15 protein-coding genes and 1 tRNA gene are annotated in these 19,496 nt (G+C 73.4%); 8 read left to right on the forward strand and 8 right to left on the reverse strand.

Translation table 11 applies throughout. From position 1 onward, the window contains the following. Nucleotides 1-23: 23 nt before the first annotated feature. From AC24FB_RS07355 to solA, 4 genes are all read right to left on the reverse strand, one after another. Nucleotides 24-2,048, reverse strand: coding sequence for an ABC1 kinase family protein (locus AC24FB_RS07355; RefSeq protein ID WP_425715861.1), 2,025 nt, complete (start codon nt 2,046-2,048; stop codon nt 24-26). A gap of 79 nt (nt 2,049-2,127) precedes the next feature. Next, nucleotides 2,128-3,348, reverse strand: coding sequence for an MFS transporter (locus AC24FB_RS07360; protein ID WP_425715860.1), 1,221 nt, complete (start codon nt 3,346-3,348; stop codon nt 2,128-2,130). Nucleotides 3,349-3,386: 38 nt separating this feature from the next. Beyond that, on the reverse strand, nt 3,387-3,752 hold the full coding sequence (locus AC24FB_RS07365) for an ArsR/SmtB family transcription factor (protein WP_425715859.1): 366 nt from the start codon (nt 3,750-3,752) through the stop codon (nt 3,387-3,389). 57 nt (nt 3,753-3,809) lie between these two features. After that, entirely contained in the window at nt 3,810-5,036 is a 1,227-nt protein-coding gene (gene solA, locus AC24FB_RS07370; protein WP_425715858.1) for an N-methyl-L-tryptophan oxidase, read from the reverse strand. A 172-nt stretch (nt 5,037-5,208) separates the two neighbouring features. On the opposite strand from solA, the gene AC24FB_RS07375 reads away from it, so the two are divergent. After that, complete coding sequence (locus tag AC24FB_RS07375) at nt 5,209-6,219, forward strand: tetratricopeptide repeat protein (protein WP_425715857.1); 1,011 nt, start codon at nt 5,209-5,211, stop codon at nt 6,217-6,219. A 69-nt stretch (nt 6,220-6,288) separates the two neighbouring features. Here the strand turns inward: AC24FB_RS07375 and AC24FB_RS07380 are convergent, their stop codons facing one another. The 4 genes from AC24FB_RS07380 to AC24FB_RS07395 all read right to left on the reverse strand — a co-directional run bounded on the left by AC24FB_RS07380 (nt 6,289) and on the right by AC24FB_RS07395 (nt 10,285). After that, nucleotides 6,289-6,888 (reverse strand): hypothetical protein, encoded by a 600-nt coding sequence (locus tag AC24FB_RS07380; protein WP_425715856.1) that lies wholly within the window; start codon nt 6,886-6,888, stop codon nt 6,289-6,291. Nucleotides 6,889-6,943: 55 nt separating this feature from the next. Further along, the gene (locus AC24FB_RS07385; protein WP_425715855.1) at nt 6,944-7,333 is read right to left on the reverse strand and encodes an ankyrin repeat domain-containing protein; all 390 of its coding nucleotides are present in this window, start codon (nt 7,331-7,333) and stop codon (nt 6,944-6,946) included. Nucleotides 7,334-7,442: 109 nt separating this feature from the next. Further along, a tRNA-Leu gene (locus tag AC24FB_RS07390) sits at nt 7,443-7,526 on the reverse strand. A gap of 290 nt (nt 7,527-7,816) precedes the next feature. Then, nucleotides 7,817-10,285 (reverse strand): phosphoketolase family protein, encoded by a 2,469-nt coding sequence (locus AC24FB_RS07395; RefSeq protein WP_425715854.1) that lies wholly within the window; start codon nt 10,283-10,285, stop codon nt 7,817-7,819. A gap of 250 nt (nt 10,286-10,535) precedes the next feature. Between AC24FB_RS07395 and AC24FB_RS07400 the strand changes: the two genes are divergently transcribed. Genes AC24FB_RS07400 through pknB form a run of 7 tightly spaced genes read left to right on the forward strand, consistent with a single transcriptional unit; the run spans nt 10,536 to nt 19,470 of the window. After that, the gene (locus tag AC24FB_RS07400; protein WP_425715853.1) at nt 10,536-11,234 is read left to right on the forward strand and encodes an FHA domain-containing protein; all 699 of its coding nucleotides are present in this window, start codon (nt 10,536-10,538) and stop codon (nt 11,232-11,234) included. A 4-nt stretch (nt 11,235-11,238) separates the two neighbouring features. Beyond that, complete coding sequence (locus AC24FB_RS07405; protein ID WP_425715852.1) at nt 11,239-11,721, forward strand: FHA domain-containing protein FhaB/FipA; 483 nt, start codon at nt 11,239-11,241, stop codon at nt 11,719-11,721. A 3-nt stretch (nt 11,722-11,724) separates the two neighbouring features. After that, nucleotides 11,725-13,056 carry a PP2C family protein-serine/threonine phosphatase gene (locus tag AC24FB_RS07410; RefSeq protein ID WP_425715851.1) on the forward strand — a complete coding sequence of 444 codons (1,332 nt, stop codon included), beginning with the start codon at nt 11,725-11,727 and terminating at the stop codon, nt 13,054-13,056. Nucleotides 13,057-13,069: 13 nt separating this feature from the next. Further along, nucleotides 13,070-15,031: an FtsW/RodA/SpoVE family cell cycle protein gene (locus AC24FB_RS07415; protein WP_487561339.1), complete on the forward strand. Its 1,962-nt coding sequence runs from the start codon at nt 13,070-13,072 to the stop codon at nt 15,029-15,031. After that, complete coding sequence (locus tag AC24FB_RS07420; RefSeq protein ID WP_425715849.1) at nt 15,028-16,482, forward strand: peptidoglycan D,D-transpeptidase FtsI family protein; 1,455 nt, start codon at nt 15,028-15,030, stop codon at nt 16,480-16,482. Before AC24FB_RS07415 ends, AC24FB_RS07420 begins: the two co-directional genes overlap by 4 nt. Next, entirely contained in the window at nt 16,479-17,456 is a 978-nt protein-coding gene (locus AC24FB_RS07425; RefSeq protein WP_425715848.1) for a serine/threonine-protein kinase, read from the forward strand. Before AC24FB_RS07420 ends, AC24FB_RS07425 begins: the two co-directional genes overlap by 4 nt. Continuing rightward, complete coding sequence (pknB, locus tag AC24FB_RS07430) at nt 17,449-19,470, forward strand: Stk1 family PASTA domain-containing Ser/Thr kinase (protein ID WP_425715847.1); 2,022 nt, start codon at nt 17,449-17,451, stop codon at nt 19,468-19,470. The genes AC24FB_RS07425 and pknB overlap by 8 nt, the downstream gene beginning before the upstream one ends. Nucleotides 19,471-19,496 lie beyond the last annotated feature (26 nt).

Consider the following 19,496-nt stretch of genomic DNA (forward strand, 5'->3'; position numbering starts at 1 on the left):
GCCCGGCGCAGGTCGGTGGGGCGCTAGCGGCGTTCGCTCCGACGTCGGGCCTGGTCCTGGTCCCCGAGGAAGACCTGGACGAGGACGCGGGCACCGAGGGTGAACGCGAAGAGGAGGAGCGCAGCTCCGACGACCGGCAGGATGCGGATGCCCTCGGCCAGGTCGGGGCCGCCCGGGGTGCTGATGAGCAGGGCGCCGGCGAGCCCGAGCGCGGCGGCGAGGACCGCGACGATGAGCTGCTGGAGGATGCCGGTGACGAAGGCGCGGTCGTCCTCGTGGCCGAGCACGCGGGTGTTCATCGTGAAGCGGCCGGCCTCGAGGTCCTCCGTCAGCCGGTTGAGGCGGCGCGGCAGGCGTTGGAGCATCGGGAGGACGGACGCGACCTGCCCGAGCAGGGCGTCCTTGACGGCGTTCGGCCCCAGCTTCTCGCGGGAGAGCGTGCGGCCCTCGGCGCGGGCGGCGGAGACGAGGTCGACCTCGCTGTGCAGGAGCGCGATCGTGCCCTCGAGCGAGCCGAGCGCCCGGAACGCCCCGGCCAGCTGCGGCGGGACGGTGAACCGGTGGCGCAGCACGATGCTCAGCAGGTCGGCGAACACGGCCGACGAGCCGGCGGGGTCCAGCACGGCGAGGCGGGTGAGGAGCTGCCCGACCTCCCGCTCGAGCGCCCGGTCGTCCAGCCCCGGCGGGCGGTCGAGGAGGTCGACGAGCGCGTCGGTCGTGGCGATCGCGTCCCCGCGCTCGACGGCGGCGAGGACGAGACCGAGAGAGCCGCGCGAGCCGGAGTCGAGGCGCCCCACGGATCCGAGGTCGAGGAGGCCGAGGGTGCCGTCGGGGCGCAGCATGACGTTGCCCGGATGGAGGTCGGCGTGGAAGACGCCCGTGACGAGGACCTGGCGCAGGATCGTGCCGACGAGTGCCTGGCTCAGGGCGTCCCGCTCGTCGAGGCGGAGCCGGTCGACGTCGGCGCGCGGCGAGGACAACGGCGCCCCCTCGATGCGCTCCATGACGAGCAGGGTGCGCGAGCTGATCTCCGGGTGGGCGCGCGGGACGTGGACGAGGTCCGTGGTGGTCGACGCCGCCATCGCCTGCATGTTGGCGAGCTCGACCCGGTAGTCGAGCTCCTCGTCGAGGGAGTCGGCGAACCCGCGGGCGAGCGTGCGCAGGCCGAGGCTGCGGCCCCATGAGGTGGTGCGGTCGAGCCGGTCCGCGAGCCGCAGGACGATGTCCATGTCGCCGGTGACCTGCTGGCGCGCACCCGGGCGCTGGATCTTGAGGACCACGTCGGATCCGTCGTGGAGGCGGGCGGTGTGCACCTGGGCGACCGAGGCGGCGGCGAGCGGGGTCGTGTCGACGTGGGCGAAGACCTCCTCCAGGGGGCGCCCGAGGGAGGCGTCGACCACCGGGCGGACCTCCTCCCACGAGAGCGCAGGCACGTCGGAGTGCAGGCGGGAGAGCTCGGCGACGACGGGGGCGGGCACGAGGTCCGGCCGCGTGGACAGCATCTGGCCGAGCTTGACGAACGTGACGCCGGCGTCCTCGAGCGCCCGCCGCAGGGCCCGGGCGGTGGTGTGCGGGGCGGCGGCGTCGTCGCTCCGTCTGGGCATGCGGGGGCGCAACCATGCGACGAGCCCGTGGCGGGCCGCGATCTGGACGACCTCGGCGTAGCGGCGCGCGCGGCGGAACCGGGCGGGCGTCCCCCGGACGAACGCGATCGGGGACGGGAGCGCGCCGGTCGGGACGACGGCCTCGAGCACGGCGAGGACCATGATCTCCAGGACGAGGACCCAGGCGGCGCCGAGCACGACGATGACCGTCAGCGGCAGCGGGTCCGCCGCGCCGGCGAGGGGCTGGTCCGTGCCGATGTGCAGTCCCTCGAGCACGCGGTTGAGGAGCGCCGCGGCGGCGGTGTTGCCGATGAGCGCGACGATGATCGTGCGCGGCCAGCCCACCGGTGCGCCGAGCAGCCGGCGCGCGACGACGGCGACGATCAGGGCGTTGACCACCGCCGTGGCGACGACGAGGACGAACCCGAGCGCGGACTGCACCATGACCGACAGTGTGGCGGACGGTGGGGCGGCGGGGATCAACCGGTCGGGGGAGTCCGCTCCCCCGTGCGGGGGTGAGCGTTCAGCGGCCGACGGCGACCGGGACGTCGGACCGCCAGGTGACCAGCGCCAGGACGGCGCCGACGACGCCGACGGCCACGAGGACGAGCGCGACCGCAGGCAGGCCGATGGCGGCGCCCAGGGTGCCGGCGAGCGGGTAGGTGACCAGGAAGCAGGCGTGCGAGAGGGAGAACTGCGCCGCGAACACGGCGGGCCGGTTGCCCTCGTGACTGTTGCGGCGCAGCAGCCGGGCCGAGGGGGTGAGGATCGTCGAGGTCGCCGCGCCGAGCAGGAACCACAGGACGAGCAGCGCGACCCACTGAGTGGCCACCGCCTCCGCGCCGATCACGCCGGCCGAGGCGGCCAGCAGGATGGGCAGGGCGATGCCGCCGGTGAGCATCACCCGGCGGTCGGGCAGGGTGTCGAGGAGCCTGGGCATCCACAGGGCCACGACCATCGACCCGCCCCCGTAGGCGGCGAGCAGCAGGGCGACGTCGGACCGCGTGCGGCCCAGGTCGCCCTGGACGAGCACGACGGTGTTGACGATGACCATCGCCGTGGTCGTCGCGACGACGAGGTTGAGTCCCATGAGGCCGCGCAGCTCCGGTCTCGCCCAGAACGACCGCACCCCGCGGGTGAGGCGGTCGAAGAACCGCGCGGGCTCGGGGGGCTCGATGTGCGGGAACCGCGAGGCGACGACGAGGACGGCGGAGGCGAGGAACCCGATCACGGTGCCGACGAACAGGTTGTTGTACGTGATGACCGTCAGCAGCGCGGCGGCCAGCATCGGGCTGATCAGCGACTCCAGGTCGTAGGCCAGGCGCGAGAGCGAGAGGGCGCGGGTGTAGTCACGCTCGTCCGGCAGCACCGAGGGGATGACGGCCTGGAAGGTCGGGGTGAAGGTCGCCGAGGCGGACTGGAGGAGGAAGATGAGGACGTAGATCTGCCACGCCTCGGTGACGAACGGCAGGGACATCGCGACACCGGCGCGGACGAGGTCGGCGCCCACGAGCACCGGCTTGCGGGGCAGGCGTGCCGCGAGCGCCGTGGTGACGGGAGAGACGGCGACGTAGGCGATCATCTTGATCGTCATTGCCACACCCATGACGACCCCGGCGTCGCCGCCCACGATGTCGAAGGCGAGCAGGCCCAGGGCGACGGTGAGCAGGCCCGTGCCGAGCAGCGCGACGACCTGCGCGACGAACAGCTTGGCGTAGGTGGGGTTCCTCAGAACGGTGAGCATGGGACCTCGTGATCCGCGAGCGGTGGACGGCGCCGGGGTTACGGCGTCGGCGTGTGGTGGTGGGGCGGGTTCTGCCCGTTGGCCACCGCGTGCTCCGCCTGCCGCACCGCCTCGACCACGAGGGCCACCGCGTGCTCGTCCGCGAGCCGGTAGAGCACGCTCGTCCCCTCGGGCCGGGTGGTGACCATCCGTGCCATCCGCAGCCTCGCGAGGTGCTGCGAGACCGCGGACGGCTTCTTGCCCACGATCTCCGCCAGCGCGCCCACCGCCAGCTCCTCGGACCGGCGCAGGGCGAGCACGATGCGGACCCGGGTCGGGTCCGAGAGCAGGCCCATCACCTCGGCCGCGAGCTCGACGAACTCCGAGGACGGGTCGAGCCCACATGCTTTGTTGTCCGCATTCATACGCGGACATTAACATTTTGGGTGGGGTGCCGGTGGGTGGCCGCGCCTCGTCGTGGACTACCGACGGACGCGCATGAACCCGACGTCGGCGAACGGGCCCTCCCCCACGGCCTCCTGGGCGAGGAGCTCCCCCACCCCCGGAGCGTGCTTGTGCCCGTGCCCGGAGTCGCCGGCCGCGACGAGCACCCGGTCGCGGCCGGGCACGCGGCCGACGTGGAAGTTGCCGTCGGCCGAGCGCGTGTACATGCAGGCGACACCGGACAGCGGCGTCGGGTCCACGTCCGGGTAGGCGGTCGCGACCGCGTCGGCGAGCGCCGCGGCATCCCGGCGCAGGTCGATCGAACGGTCGAGGTGGTCCGGGTCGGCGTCCGAGAAGCCGAGGCCGTCGGTCCCGTCGTCGTCGAGGCCGAGCTTGACGGAGAACCCGCCCCGCTCCCCCGGCCGTGAGGCGCCATGACCCCAGATGCACCGCCCGTCGTCGAGCTCGCGGATGATGACCGGGAACCGGTCGAGGTCGAGGATCCCGCCCGGCACGAGGTCCTCGGAGTCGCGGCCGTCGAACCAGAACATGGGGACGCGGCGGGGGCGCAGATCGAGGTCCACCAGCCGCGACGTCCAGGCGCCGGCGGCGACGACCACCTGGCTCGCCTCGATCCGTCCCCCGCCTGCCAGGCGGACGACGACGCCGGACCCTGACTCGTCGATCCCGTCGACACGGGCGCGCGCCACTCGTGCGCCGGCGGCCGTGGCGGCGGCGACCGCGGCCCGCACCCCGTCCTCCGGGCGCGCGAGGCCGGCGGCCGGGTCGAGGAGCGCGACGTGGTGGTCGGGCAGCTGGCGCAGGACGCGGAACCGGTCCCTGGCCTCGACGGCACCGAGTTGCTCGACACGGTGGCCGGCGGCGTCGGCGGCGGACGCGACGCCGGTGACGACGCGACCGTCCGGCGGTCCCGCCATGACGCCTCCCGTGAGCCGCAGGAGCTCGGTCCCGGTCACGTTCTCGAGCTCGCGCCACAGCTCGCGGGCGCGGCCGGCCACCGGAGTGAGGCAGGGGTGCTCCAGGCACAGCTCGCGGAACAGGCGGGTGGTGCCGTGGGTCGAGCCGAGGGCGTGCCCGACGTCGAACTGCTCGACCCCGACGACGTCGACACCCCGCTCCGCGAGCCGCCACAGCGCCTGCGAGCCCCAGGCTCCGAGGCCGACGACGGCGACGTCGGTGCGCGTGACGGCTGCGTCCGGCTCGGCCGCGCGGGCGGAGTCCGGGTGCTCGGGGGGTGTGGACACGGGCCGAGTGTTCCACCCTGGGGATCCGCGTTGTCCGCCGGCCGCCCGGGGACCACGATGGGAGACGGGCGGGGCAGCGGGCCCGCCGGCGGGCTGCGCTCACACGCGTGGGTGACCCGCCTGACCTGACCGCTCGACCGACGAGACCGCTCGACCGACAGCCGGAGGCGACGTGCACGAGGATCCATCGACCACCGACGACGATCACGCACGCGCCGCGATCGCCGCGGAGGATGACTCAGACGCGCTGCGGCGCAAGAGCGAGGTGCTCCGGAAGGAGAACGAGGAGCTCCAAGAGCTCCTCCGCCTGATGGCACTCCCCCGGGACGTCCAGCTCGCCGAGCACGAGGCCAACCTCGCGGCCGCACGGGCGGACACGGAGGACGCGGGCGCCGCGGAAGGCACGGCGTGGCTGGCGCTCGCCCGGTTCCACCACAGGGACGGCGACCTCGACGAGGCGCGCGGGTCGGTCGCCCGCGCCATCGCGGCGTTCAAGGCGGCGGGCGGCCCGGCCAAGGAGCTGGGCCGGGCCTGGCGCCTGCTCGGGGACCTCCACCGCGCCACCGATTCTCCCCGCGCCGCGCTGCCCGCCTACCGGCGCGCGCTCGCCGCCTGGGACGACGGCCCGACGACGATCAACGAACGCGCCCACGTCATCCAGCAGATCGGCCGGACGCTCGCCGGGCTCGACGACCCCGAGGCCGCGCTGCCCCGGCTCGAGGAGGCCCGGGATCTGTTGAGCGGCGACCCGGAGCTGCTGTGGGAGGAGTTCATGGTGGTCGACGACATCGGGGAGCTCCACGAGAGCACGGGGCGCCCTGTCGAGGCCGAACGCATCTACCGGTCCGTGCTCGAGCGGCTCCGCGCCGACGAGGAGGCCACCGACCTCCTCGCCCGGGCGCTCGACGGACTGGCCTCGGCGCTGGACACCCAGGGGCGCCACGAGGAGGCCGTCGACACCTACGTGGAGGGGCTCGACCTCGTCGGGGAGGGCGATGAGGACTACGCCGACGTCGAGCAGAGCCTCGCCATCGGGCTCGCCGACGCCCTGCGTGCCCTCGGACGGGACGACGAGGCCGAGATCGCGGACGCCCGGGCCGCGGGTGCGGCCGAGATCGTCGAGGAGAACGCGGCGCTCGAGGCGATGCAGGTCATGGCGGAGGAGGAGGACGGCTACCGGTAGCCACCGAAGCAGCGGCGTCGGGGCGGTCCTCAGCCGACGTCGGGCGGCTGTTCGTCGGACGGGATGACGTCAGCCGCGGCCAAGGATCCGGTCGAGGAGGCTGCGGCGGCGGGGCGCGGACGCGGTCAGGCCCGGCGCCGCGGACGGGCCCGACGGTGCGGTGTCCGGTCCGAAGCGGACGTACGGCGTCGTCGGAGTCTCGAGGAGGGCGTCGTCGAAGGTGACGCCCGTCGTCCGTTCGAGGAGCGCGATGAGGGTGTCCTCGGAGAGCACCCCGAGACCGGAGGCTGCCTCCGCGGGGTCGGGCTGGCCGTCGTCGGCGTCGGTCTCCCCCGACTGCGAGCGCAGCTCGCGGACCGGCCCCTCCGGCGTGATCACCTGCCACAGGTAACTGTCCGAGGTCCCGCCGAACACCGCGAGCCGGACAGTGCGGCCGAGTGCCGGCGCGAGGGTGGGAGCCAGCTCGAGCACGTCCATCAGGTCGCCGAGCACCACCGTTCCGCCGGGCACGGAACCGGCGAACACGGCGCCCGGGTGGCCGACGTCGTCCGGGCGGCCGCCGAGGGCGAAGTCGGCGAGGACGCTGCCCTCCCGGGGCTGAAGGCCGGCCCGTTCGAGCTCGGCCGGCTGAGCACCCTCGACGACGGCGATCGTGGTGTTCCAGGACATGGCGCCACGGTACGGGCGCGCGTCGGCGTCGGCAGTCCACTCCGAGCAGTGGGCGTCAGACGGGCGGAAGGAGGTCCGTGCGGCCGAAGTACTCGGCGGTGCCCCGCGCCGAGGGCTGCCCGGCGTCGGGATCGGCCCCTGCCTCGAGCAGGGTGGTGACGACGTCGGCCTCCCCCTTGAAGATCGCGCCGGCGAGCGGGGACTGGAAGCGGGAGTTGAGCCGGTCGACGTCGGCGCCGCGCTCGGCGAGCGCCCCGACGAGGTCCGCGTGCCCGTGGTAGGCCGCGAGCATGAGGAGCGTGTTGCCGTCCGCCCCTGCGAGGTCGACCGGGGCGCCGGCGTCGACGTAGGCGGTGAGGCGCTCGGTCTCGCCCCGACGCGCGAGGTCGAGGAGCTGGTGGGCGAGCTCGACGGCGTCGTCGGGGGCGTCGTGGCTGTCCGTCATGTGGTGAGCGTAGAGGCGGCGGCCCCCGGGGCCGTCGGCAGGACGGAAAACGGCTGAACCCCCGTTACCGGGGGTTCAGCCGCTCACGATGTCCTGGGACATCACACTGTGCGCGAAGGGGGACTTGAACCCCCACGCCCTTTCGGGCACACGGACCTGAACCGTGCGCGTCTGCCAATTCCGCCACTCGCGCGAGCCGCTCGACTGCGGCAAACAGCGTAGAGGAGACTATCACCCCGGTTCCCGTGGACGCCCGGGCATCCGGGCGTCCACGGGCGTGATCCCGCACACCGGTTGCGCAGGTCCGCGCCGGTTCAGCCCCGTGCGCGGGGCGTCAGCCGCACTCTCGACCGTGGACCGCGACCTCCCGACGACGAACCTCAATCTCGATGAGCTCGACCTGAGCCGCACTCTCGACACGGAGGCGGGCTCCCAACCGCAATCTCGACGGGCACCAACCGCAGTCTCGACGAGAGCGGGAGGTCAAGCGTTGTCGCCGCCCGTGTCGTCGGTCGAGCCGAGCCGCACGTCCTCGCCGCGGCTGTTCGTGAACCTCCACTCCGCGACCTCCGGGAGGTCCTCGCCGTGGGTCCGCGCGTAGTTGCGCGCGCGGACCCGGGTGTCGAGCAGCTCCTGGCGCAGGACCGCCGCGCGCTCGGCCAGACCGGGCACGCGGTCGATGACGTCGACGGCGAGCCGATACCGGTCGAGGTCGTTGACCATCAGCATGTTGAAGGGGGTCGTCGTGCTGCCCTCCTCCTTGAACCCACGGACGTGGATGTTGCCGTGGTTCGTCCGCCGGTAGGTGAGGCGGTGGACGAGCGCCGGGTAGCCGTGGAACGCGAAGATCACCGGGCGGTCGGTGGTGAACAGGGCGTCGAAGTCCCGGTGGCTCATCCCGTGCGGGTGCTCCCGCTCGTCCTGCAGCCGCATGAGGTCGACCACGTTGACCACGCGGATCCGCAGGTCGGGCAGATGCTCCGCGAGCACCCCGGCGGCCGCGATGGCCTCCATCGTGGGGATGTCGCCGGCGCAGCCGATGACGACGTCCGGCTTCTCGCCCCGCACCTCGGTCCCGGCCCAGTCCCAGATGCCGATGCCGCGCGCGCAGTGCAGCACGGCCTCGTCCATCGTCAGCCACTGGGGGTTGGGCTGCTTCCCGGCCACGACGACGTTGACGTACCCCTTGCTGCGCAGCACGTGGTCGAACGTCGACAGCAGGGTGTTGGCGTCCGGCGGCAGGTAGATGCGGGTGACGTCGGCGGTCTTGTTCATCACGACGTCGAGGAACCCGGGGTCCTGGTGGGAGAACCCATTGTGGTCCTGGCGCCACACGTGCGAGGACAGCAGGTAGTTGAGCGACGGGATCGGCACGCGCCACGGGATGTCGTTGCTCGCGTCCAGCCACTTGGCGTGCTGGTTGAACATCGAGTCGACGATGTGGACGAACGCCTCGTAGCTGTTGAGCACGCCGTGGCGGCCGGTGAGCAGGTAGCCCTCGAGCCAGCCCTGCACCTGGTGCTCCGAGAGCACCTCCATCACGCGTCCGGAGCGGGACAGGTCGACGTCGGTCCCGACGATCTCGCCCTGCCATGCCTTGCCGGCCACGTCGACGGTGGCGTTCAGGCGGTTCGACGCCGTCTCGTCCGGGCCGAAGACGCGGAAGTTCGTGCGGTTGCGGTCGACCACGCCGGCGAGCCAGCTCCCGAGCGTGCGGGTCGCCTCGCCCATCGTCCCGCCGGGCGCGGGCACGTCGACGGCGTGGTCCCGGAAGTCGGGCAGGTCGAGGTCCCGCGTGAGGGTCCCGCCGTTGGCGTGGGGGTTCGCGCTCATCCGGCGCTCTCCGGAGGGGTTGTTGCGCGCGACGACGTCGACGATGCGACCCTCGTCGTCGAACAGCTCCTCGGGCCGGTAGCTGCGCATCCACTCCTCGAGCATCCGCGTGTACTCGGCGTTGCCGCGCACGTGGTTCATCGGCACCTGGTGGCTGCGCCACGTGCCCTCGACGGGCTGCCCGTCGATCTCCTTCGGGCCCGTCCATCCCTTCGGGGTGCGGAAGACGATCATCGGCCACCGCGGCCGGTCCTCGAGGGTGCCGTCGGCGGCGCGGGCCCGGATGTCCGCGATCTCGTCGAGCACCTCGGCGAGCAGGGCGGCGAAGCGACGGTGCGTCTGCGCGACGTCCTCGTCGTCGAACCCGCCCTCGAAGAAGTACGGCTTGTGTCCGTACCCGACCATCAGGGACTCGAGCTCACCCTCGGGCATGCGGTCGAAGATCGTGGGGTTGGCGATCTTGTACCCGTTGAGGTGGAGGATCGGGAGCACGGTGCCGTCGACCGTGGGGTCGAGGAACTTGTTGCCGTGCCAGCCGGTGGCCAGGGGCCCGGTCTCGGCCTCGCCGTCGCCGATGACCGCGACGGCGATGGTGCCCGGGTTGTCGAAGGCCGCGCCGTAGGCGTGGGAGAGGACGTAGCCGAGCTCGCCGCCCTCGTGGATCGACCCGGGCGTCTCGGGCGCTACGTGGCTGGGGACGCCGCCGGGGAACGAGAACTGGCGGAAGAGCTCGTCGACGCCGCGCTCGTCCGGCCCCACGTGCGAGTAGACCTCGGAGTACGTGCCCTCGAGCCAGGCGGCCGCCACGAGCGAGGGGCCGCCGTGCCCGGGGCCGCTGAGATAGATCGCGTCGAGGTCCCGCTCGATGATCTGGTGGTTGAGGTGCGCGTAGAGGAAGTTCTGGCCCGGCGAGGTGCCCCAGTGGCCGAGCAGGCGGGGTTTGATGTCCCCCTCCTCGAGCGGCCGCCGCAGCAACGCGTTGCGCATGAGGTAGATCTGGCCGACGGCCAGGTAGTTCGACGCCCGCCACCAGGCGTCGACAGCCTCGACGGTCGCGTCGTCCAGTCGGTAGCTCTCGGTCTCTCGTGCTTCGGTCCCGGTTCCGGCGTGGAGATCCATGCCTCAAGCGTGGTCCCTCCGCCCGGTCCCCGCCACCCCCACGCCCGCTATGTCCGACATCGGTCCTGGCCACGGGGGCACCCGCGTCGGCGCCCGCGCGTCACCTGTCCGGTCCGGATCGCGGCGGGCCTGTCCGGGGCGCCGTCCCGTTCCGCGGCCGCGGGTCGTTACCATCTCCTGAGGCAACGTGCCCGTACACCGCCCGGCCCTCCCGGCGCGGCCCGGACCACCAGCAAGGAGCACCGCACCGATGGGCATCCTCGACCGCTTCGAGAAGGGCGTGGAGAACGTGGTGTCCACGGCGTTCTCCAAGGCCTTCCGCTCGGAGGTCAAGCCCGTCGAGATCGCCTCGGCGGTGCGGCGGGAGATGGACGAGCGGGCAGCCACGCTGACCCGCGACCGCACGGTCGCCCCGAACGAGTTCCACGTCGAGCTCGCCCCGAACGACCTGGCGCGCGTCCAGGAGTGGGGGCACGACGCGCTGGCCGGAGAGATGACGGCGGCCGCGACCGAGCACGCCACCTCGCAGTCCTACAGCTTCGTCGGCCCGGTGGACATCGACTTCGTCGTCAACGACTCGCTGAGCACCGGGCGCATCCAGGTCCGCTCCGCCACGCGGCGCGGCGCGGTGGCGCCCGCGGCCGCCGCGACGGCCACCGCGGCGCACCCGATCCTCGACATCGACGGACGCCGCTATCTCCTCACCGGTCCGGTCACGGTCCTCGGCCGCGGCTCGGAGTCCGACATCGTGCTCGACGACTCCGGGGTCTCCCGCAAGCACCTCGAGATCTCCGTGACGCCGCAGGCCGTCATCGCCACCGACCTCGGGTCGACCAACGGCACGTTCGTCGAGGGGCACCGCATCACCGCCGCCACGCTGGTCGACGGCAACACGATCACGCTCGGTCGTTCGCGGATCATGTTCTGGACCGGCGAGGACGAGGTCTGAGCGCGTGAACGAGCTCGTCGTCACGCTCCTGCGCGTGGGCTACCTGGCCGGACTCTGGTTGTTCGTGCTGCTCGCCGTGCTCGTGCTGCGCAACGACATCTTCGGGACCCGCGTCTCGCCCCGCCCCGTGCGCGGCCGGCCCTCCCGCACCGGTCGGTCCGCCGGTGGCCCCGGCCGGCCGTCGGCCGGCCGGGACGTCCCGACCCGGCTCATCGTCACCGAGGGGCCGCTCACCGGCACGTCGGTCCCCCTGTCCCGCTCCGCGATCCTCGTGGGGCGCGCCGAGTCGTGCACGCTCGTCCTCGAGGACGACTACGCCTCCTCGCGCCACGCCCGGTTCTTCCCGCGGGACGGCAAGTGGTTCCTCGAGGACCTCGGCTCCACGAACGGCACGACCGTGGCCGGCCAGCGGATCGGCACGGCGATCCAGGTGCCCGCCGGCGTCCCGGTGCGCATCGGTCAGACCGTCATCGAGCTGAGGCGGTAGCGGATGCCCATCGTCACCCGCTTCGCCGCCCGCTCCGACGTCGGGCTGCTGCGCTCGAGCAACCAGGACTCCGGCTACGCCGGGGAGCATCTGCTCGTCCTCGCGGACGGCATGGGCGGGCCCGCGGGCGGCGACATCGCGAGCTCCGTCGCGGTGGCCCACCTCGCACCGCTCGACGACGAGCACGGGGCCGACGAGCTCCTCGGCCTCCTCCGTGGCGCGGTGGCGGACGCGCACGCCGACCTCGTGGCCCGTTCGACGGCGGACCCCGACCTCGCCGGTCTGGGCACCACGTGCATCGCCATGCTGCGCACGGGCACCAAGCTCGCGATGGTGCACATCGGCGACTCGCGCGCCTACCTCCTGCGCGACGGCGAGCTCACCCAGATCACGACCGACCACACGTTCGTCCAGTACCTCGTCTCCACCGGCCGCCTCACCCTGGAGGAGGCCGAGCGCCACCCGCAGCGCAACATGATCCTGCGCGCGCTCGGCGACACCGACGGCGAGGTCGACCTCGACGAGTCGATGCGCGAGGCCCGACCCGGTGACCGGTGGCTGCTGTGCTCGGACGGCCTGTTCGGGGTGGTCTCGAAGGACACGATCGCCGAGACCCTGCGGGACACCGAGGACCCGGGAGCCGCCGCCCAGGCGCTCGTCGACCTCTCGCTGCGCGCCGGGGCGCCGGACAACGTCACCTGCGTGGTCTCCGACTTCCTCGCCACGGCCGACGCCCCCCACCTTCCGTCCGCCGACCCCCAGGTCGTGGGCTCCGCAGCCGAGCGCCCCACGCAGCGACCGGGCACCGGGACGACGAACGGTACCGGGACCGGCACCACCGCGGCGACGGGTGCCGGTGCCTCGTCCGCCGAGCGCGCGGCCGCCCTCCTCGGGCCCGACGGCGACGAGCCGGACACCCCGCGCCGACGCCGGCTGCCGCGCGTCCTGCTCAGCGTCGTCGCCGGCCTCGTCCTCCTCGGCGCGGGCGCGTTCGCCGGCTGGACGTGGACGCAGCAGCAGTACTTCGTCGCGCCCTCGGGCGACCACGTGGCGATCTACCGGGGCATCCCCCAGCACATCGGGCCGCTCGGCTTCTCCGACCTGCACGAGCGCACCGACCTGCGCGTCGACGACCTCACGCCGCTGGCCCAGCAGCGCCTCGACTCCCCCATCACCCGCGGCTCGCTGGCCGGGGCCCGGGACGTCGTCGAGAACCTGCGCGAGTCCGTCGTGCCCGAGGAGCCGCCGGAGGAGTCGCCCAGCGAGTCGCCGAGCGAGTCGTCCAGCGAGTCCCCGAGCGAGTCCGGCAGCGAGTCCGGCACCGGGACCACGTGAGGGGCGCCGTCTGATGGCGGTCGTGCGTCAGCAGTCCGCCCGGTCGGGCCGGTGGCCGGAGCTCGGCCTGCTGGCCCTCGCCGTCGCGCTCGTGCTGCTCGGGTACGTCCAGGTCGCCCTCAACACGACCGAGGCACTCCCGACCGACCTCCACGTCCGCGGCGGGATCTTCGCGGGGATGGCCCTCGTCGCCCACCTCGTGGTGCGCTGGCGCGCCCCGTACGCGGACCCCGTCATCCTCCCGTCGGTGGTCCTGCTCAACGGCATCGGGCTGACGATGATCCACCGCATCGACATCGCGGAGGGCTCCGCCTCGGTCGACCGGCAGCTGATGTGGACGGGCATCGGCATCGGGCTCTGCCTCGCGGTGCTGCTCCTCGTCCGCGACCACCGCGCGCTGCGGGGCCTGACCTACACGTCGATGATCGTCGGCATCGTCCTGCTCCTGCTCCCGATGGTCCCCGGGCTCGGCCGCACCATCAACGGCGCGCGCATCTGGATCGGCGTCGGCCCGCTCAGCTTCCAGCCGGCCGAGGTCGCCAAGATCGCGCTCGCGATCTTCTTCGCCGGCTACCTCGTGGCCAACCGGGACAACCTGGCGTTCGCGGGCCCGAAGGTGCTCGGGATGCACCTGCCCCGCCCCCGGGACCTCGGCCCGATCCTCATCGCGTGGGGCGTCGGCATGGCGGTCCTCGTCCTCCAGCGCGACCTCGGTACGGCCGTCCTGTTCTTCGGCATGTTCGTCGCCCTCATGTACCTCGCGACGGAGCGCATCAGCTGGGTGGTCCTCGGCGGCCTCCTCGCGGTCGGCGGCGCGATGCTGGCCGCGACCCTGTTCCCGCACGTCGGGGCCCGCGTGGACGTCTGGCTCAACGCGCTCGACCCGGCCGTGTACTCCCGCAGCCCGGGCGGCTCCGGCCAGCTCGTCCAGGGCCTGTTCGGCCTCGCGTCCGGCGGCCTCATGGGCTCCGGCTGGGGCCTGGGCTACCCGCAGCTCGTGCCCTACGCCGAGTCCGACTTCATCATGGCCTCGCTCGGCGAGGAGCTCGGCCTGACCGGCCTCATCGCCATCCTGCTCATCTACCTCATCGTCGTGCAGCGCGGCATGCGCGCCTCGATCGCCGTTCGTGACGGCTTCGGCAAGCTCCTCGCCGCCGGCCTCGCGTTCACGATGGCGCTGCAGGTGTTCGTCGTCGTCGGCGGGGTGACCCGGCTCATCCCGCTGACGGGACTGACGACCCCGTTCCTCGCCCTCGGCGGCTCCTCCTTGGTGGCGAACTGGGTGATCATCGCGCTCCTGCTGCGCGTCTCCGACGCCGGCCGCCGCCCGGCGCCGGTCGCCGACCCCTCCGCGGTCGCCGCGCTCGGCGTCGGGTCGACGGCGCCCTCCCCGGACGTCGCCCGCGCCCCGGCCTACGCCGGCGCCGGCCGGCACGACGCGACCGCCACCCAGGGCGCCGTCGCCGCGGGCGGACCCGCACCCGTGTGGGACGTCCCCGACGACGCGGCGGGCGGCAGCGGGACCGCGGGCGCGGACGGAGCGGCGGCGGGATCCGCCTGGGACGCCCCGGCCCCGCCGATCGAGGAGCCCGGCTGGACGACACCCGGGCAGGAGGACTCCCACGGAGCCGGCCCGGACGGCGGCACCCCGGCGCCCCGCGGAGGCTCCGAGGGCGGGTGGCGGGCGACCGGTGACGCCTGGGACGACGCCGCGGACGAGGACGAGAGCGGCGACACGCTCGGCGACCCGCCGCGGTCGGGCTACCGGCCGGTGGCCGGTGCCTCTCGGACACCCGGGCACGACGACGAACGACCGACCGTGGCCGCCGCCCGCCGCGACGCGGACGCGGCACCGACCGCCGGGCCGACCGCGGACGACGTCCGGTCCGACGACCCCGGCGCCACGCTCCTCCCCGAGGACGAGACCGAGGACGACACCGGGAGCGACCCGCGCGAGCAGGAGGACCGGCGATGAACGACCAGATCCGACGCCTCACCGTGGTCATCGCGCTGATGTTCCTCGCGCTCATGGTCTCGGCGACGACCGTGCAGTTCGCCCAGGCGGGCGACCTCAACGCCGACGGCCGCAACGTGCGCACGTTCTACCGCGAGTTCGGCCGGGACCGCGGGCCGATCGTCGTGGCCGGCACGCCCATCGTCACGTCCGAGCCCGTGGACGACGCGTACAACTACCTGCGGCGCTACGAGCAGGGTCCGGCGTACGCGCACCTGACCGGCTACTTCTCCGTGGTGCACTCCTCGATGACGGGCCTCGAGCGCTCCGGGAACGAGGTCCTCAACGGCAACGACCCGGGCCTGCTGGTGGCCCGCATCCAGGCGCTCGTCACGGGCAACCAGCCCCGCGGCGGTGCCCTCGAGCTGACGATCGACCCCGCGGCGCAGGCGGCCGCCATCGAGGGTCTCGGGGACCAGCGCGGCGCCGTCGTCGCGCTCGACCCCCGCACCGGGGCGATCCTCGCGATGTACTCCTCGCCGTCGTTCGACCCGAACCCGCTGGCCTCCCACGTCCGCGAGGAGGCGACGACCGCCTACGACGAGCTCGCGAACGACCCGGACCGGCCGCTGCTCAACCGCGCGATCGGCGGCGACCAGTACGCGCCGGGCTCCACGTTCAAGCTCGTCACGGCGGCCGCGATGGTCGAGAACGGGCTGACGGCCGACTCGATGGTCGAGGCGCCGACCGAGTACCAGCTGCCGCAGACCCAGACCTACATGCACAACCCGGGCGAGGCCGCGTGCGGCGACGGGTCGGGGAGCACCACCCTGCGGCAGGCGCTCGTCCAGAGCTGCAACACGCCGTTCGCCATCGGCGCGGTCGACCTGGGCACGGACGAGATCAACGAGCAGGCGGAGGCGTTCGGGTTCGGTCAGGAGCTCGCCGTCCCGCTGCCCGTGACCCCGTCCCGCTTCCCCGCGGACGCGACGCCGCCCGAGCTCGCCCAGTCCTCGATCGGCCAGTTCTCGGTGCGCACCCACCCGCTGCAGATGGCGATGGTGTCCTCCGCGATCGCCAACGACGGCGTGCTGATGACCCCCTACCTCGTCCAGCGCACCCTGACGGCGGACCTCGAGGAGGTCGACACCCACGACGAGGAGGTCTTCTCGGAGCCGATCTCCGAGCGCACGGCCGAGGAGATGACGTCGATGATGATCGACGTCGTCGAGCAGGGCAGCTCGAACCCGGGCGCGATCCCCGGGGTGAGCGTGGCCGGCAAGACGGGCTCCGCCGAGATCGACGCGAACACGCCGCCGCACGCCTGGTACACCGGCTTCGCCCCGGCGGACGACCCCCAGGTCGCGGTCGCCGTCATCGTCGAGAACGGCGGGAACGTGGGCTGGGGGGTCGGCGGCGCGCAGATCGCGGCCCCGATCGCCGCCTCCGTGATGGAGGCGGTGCTCCAGTGACGGACCAGTCACATCGCCCGCCCTCGCCGCAGCCGGGCGACGTCCCCGGGCCCCGCCTCGCGGTCGGCGACCTCGTGGTGGACCGCTACGAGCTGACCGTGCACCTCAACACCGGCGGGTCCGGCGAGGTGTGGGTGGCGCGGGACCGGCGGCTCGAGAGGCAGGTGGCCATCAAGTGCCTCCGGCCGGACCTCGCCGCCCAGCCGCACTTCCTCGAGCGCTTCCGCAAGGAGTCCCAGAACACGGCCCGGCTGCGGCACGTCAACATCGCCGCGCTCCTCGACCACGGCCGCGCGGCGGACGGCGGCGCCTACCTCACCCACGAGCTCGTCGTGGGCGACGACCTGGCGGACATCCTCGCCCGCGAGGGCAGCCTGACGCCGAGCTCGGTCGTCCGCATCCTCGTCCAGGTCCTCGACGGCCTCCAGGCCGCGCACGCCGCCGGGGTCGTCCACCGGGACGTCAAGCCGGCGAACGTGCTCGTCTCCACGCGCGGCACCGTGAAGATCACCGACTTCGGGATCTCGCGCGCCGTGGGGCAGGAGACGATGACGTCCGCCGGCATGGTGATGGGCACCCCGGATTACCTGGCGCCCGAGCTCGCGCGGGGCGGCACCGCGAGTCCCGCGGCCGACCTGTACGCGGTCGGGGTCGTCGCCTTCGAGGCGCTGACCGGTCAGCGGCCCTTCGGCGGCGAGCGACCGCTCGACGTGCTGCTCGCCCACGTGGGCGAGCCCGTGCCCGAGGTGACGGCCGCGCCCGAGCCTCTGGCCGCCGTCGTGCAGGACCTGCTGGCGAAGGACCCGGCCGTCCGGCCGGCGTCCGCCGCGGCCGCCGCCGGCCGGCTGCGCGACGCGCTGAACGAGATCCGACGCCCTCGTCGGGCGACCGACGGAGGCGTCGGTAGAGTGGACGGCACCGCGCCCGCCGCGGGAGACCGGGCGGAGAACGCGAAGGAGGACGCACGTGAGTGACCACGGGACCGACGGACCCCTCGTGCTGGCGGACCGGTACGAGCTCGGCGGCCTCATCGGGCGCGGTGGGATGGCCGAGGTGCACGTCGGCCGGGACACCCGGCTCTCGCGCACGGTGGCCATCAAGATGCTCCGCGCGGACCTCGCGCGAGACCCCTCCTTCCTCGCCAGGTTCCGCCGCGAGGCGCAGTCCTCGGCGGGGCTCAACCACCCCGCGATCGTGTCCGTCTACGACACCGGCGAGCACGTGGTAGGCGCGGGCAGCACCGACGAGCGGCGCATCCCGTTCATCGTCATGGAGTACGTCGAGGGCCACACGGTCCGCGAGCTCCTCGGCGACGGCGACCCGGTACCGATCAGCGAGGCCGTCGAGATCGTGGTCGGCGTGCTCAACGCGCTCGAGTACAGCCACCGCGAGGGCATCGTCCACCGGGACATCAAGCCCGGGAACATCATGATCACGCCCACGGGGGACGTGAAGGTGATGGACTTCGGGATCGCCCGGGCGCTCTCGGACAACTTCGCCACGATGACGCAGCCCCACTCCGTCGTGGGCACGGCGCAGTACCTCTCCCCCGAGCAGGCGCGCGGCGAGGTGGTCGACACCCGCTCCGACCTCTACTCCACGGGCTGCCTGCTCTTCGAGCTCCTCACCGGGCGCCCGCCGTTCTCGGGCGACTCGGCCGTCGCCGTCGCCTACCAGCACGTGCGGGAGATCCCGCCGACCCCCTCGACGATCGCCTCGGACATCCCCGAGACGCTCGACCGGGTCGTCATGCAGGCCCTCGCCAAGGACCGCGACGAGCGCTACGCCGACGCCGCGCACTTCCGCAGCGACCTGCTCGCCGCCTCCCGCGGGAGCGACGTGAGCGCCCCGCCGACCTCGGCCTGGGCCGCCGCCGGCGCGGGCGCGGCCGTCGCCACCGCCGAGCCCACCCGCGTGGTCCCGAAGACCGCCGGGGTGGCCGCGGCCCCCGCCGGGGAGCCGGAGCCCTACCGGCGCACGCCGCAGCCCGTCGAGGACGAGCCGAAGCGCTCCTGGGCGTGGCTGTGGATCCTCCTGGCCGCGCTGCTCGTGGTGGGCGGCGTCGTCACCTACCTGCTCGTCACCGGCAACGGCGGTGGCGACGAGGAGACGACACCGTCCGTGACCATGGTCGAGATCCCCGACCTCGAGGGGCTCGACGAGGACGGGATCACCGCCGCGCTCGACGACCAGGACCTCGTCCCCAACTTCCTCGACCCGGAGCCGTCCGACGAGGTCGAGGAGGGCCTCTTCCTCAGCGCCAGCCCGGAGACCGGGACCTCGGTCGAGTCCGGCAGCGCCGTCGACATCGTCCTGTCCTCCGGACCGGAGGAGGTCACGGTGCCCGACCTCGAGGGTCTCGACCGCGCCGAGATCGTCGAGGCCCTGCAGGAGGTCGAGCTCCAGCCCGAGTTCGTCGAGCTGCAGAACGACGACGAGGTCGAGGCCGACCTGTTCCTCAGCTCGACCCCGGCACCCGGCGACTCCACGCCCCGCGGGAGCACCGTGGAGATCGTCCTGTCCGCCGGCCCCGGCGACGTGCTGATCCCCGACGTGTCCGGGCTCAGCCAGGAGGACGCGCGCAACATCCTCCAGGAGGCCGGGCTCAGCGTCGGCAACACGCGGACCGTCGACGAGCCCGGGGCCGCGGCCGACCATGCGCTGCGCACCGACCCCGCTGCCGACACGTCGGTGCCGCGCGACACGGAGGTCACCCTCTTCCTCGCGTCCGGCAACGTCGAGCTCCAGGACCTCACGGGCCTGTCCCGTGAGGAGGCGGAGACGATCCTCGGGGACCTCGATCTCAGCTCCCAGTTCACCGAGGAGTTCTCCGACGACGTGCCCGACGGGGAGGTCATCAGCCAGTCGCACAACGGGCTCATCCCCCAGGACACCCGGGTCGACGTGACGATCTCCCGCGGTCCCGAGGAGACCGAGGAGCCGACGACGACGGAGCCGCCGTCGGAGTCCCCCACCGACGAGGGCTGACCCCAACCCCGTCGTCGAGATTGCGG

The sequence above is a fragment of the Georgenia sp. Z1344 genome (assembly GCF_057652375.1).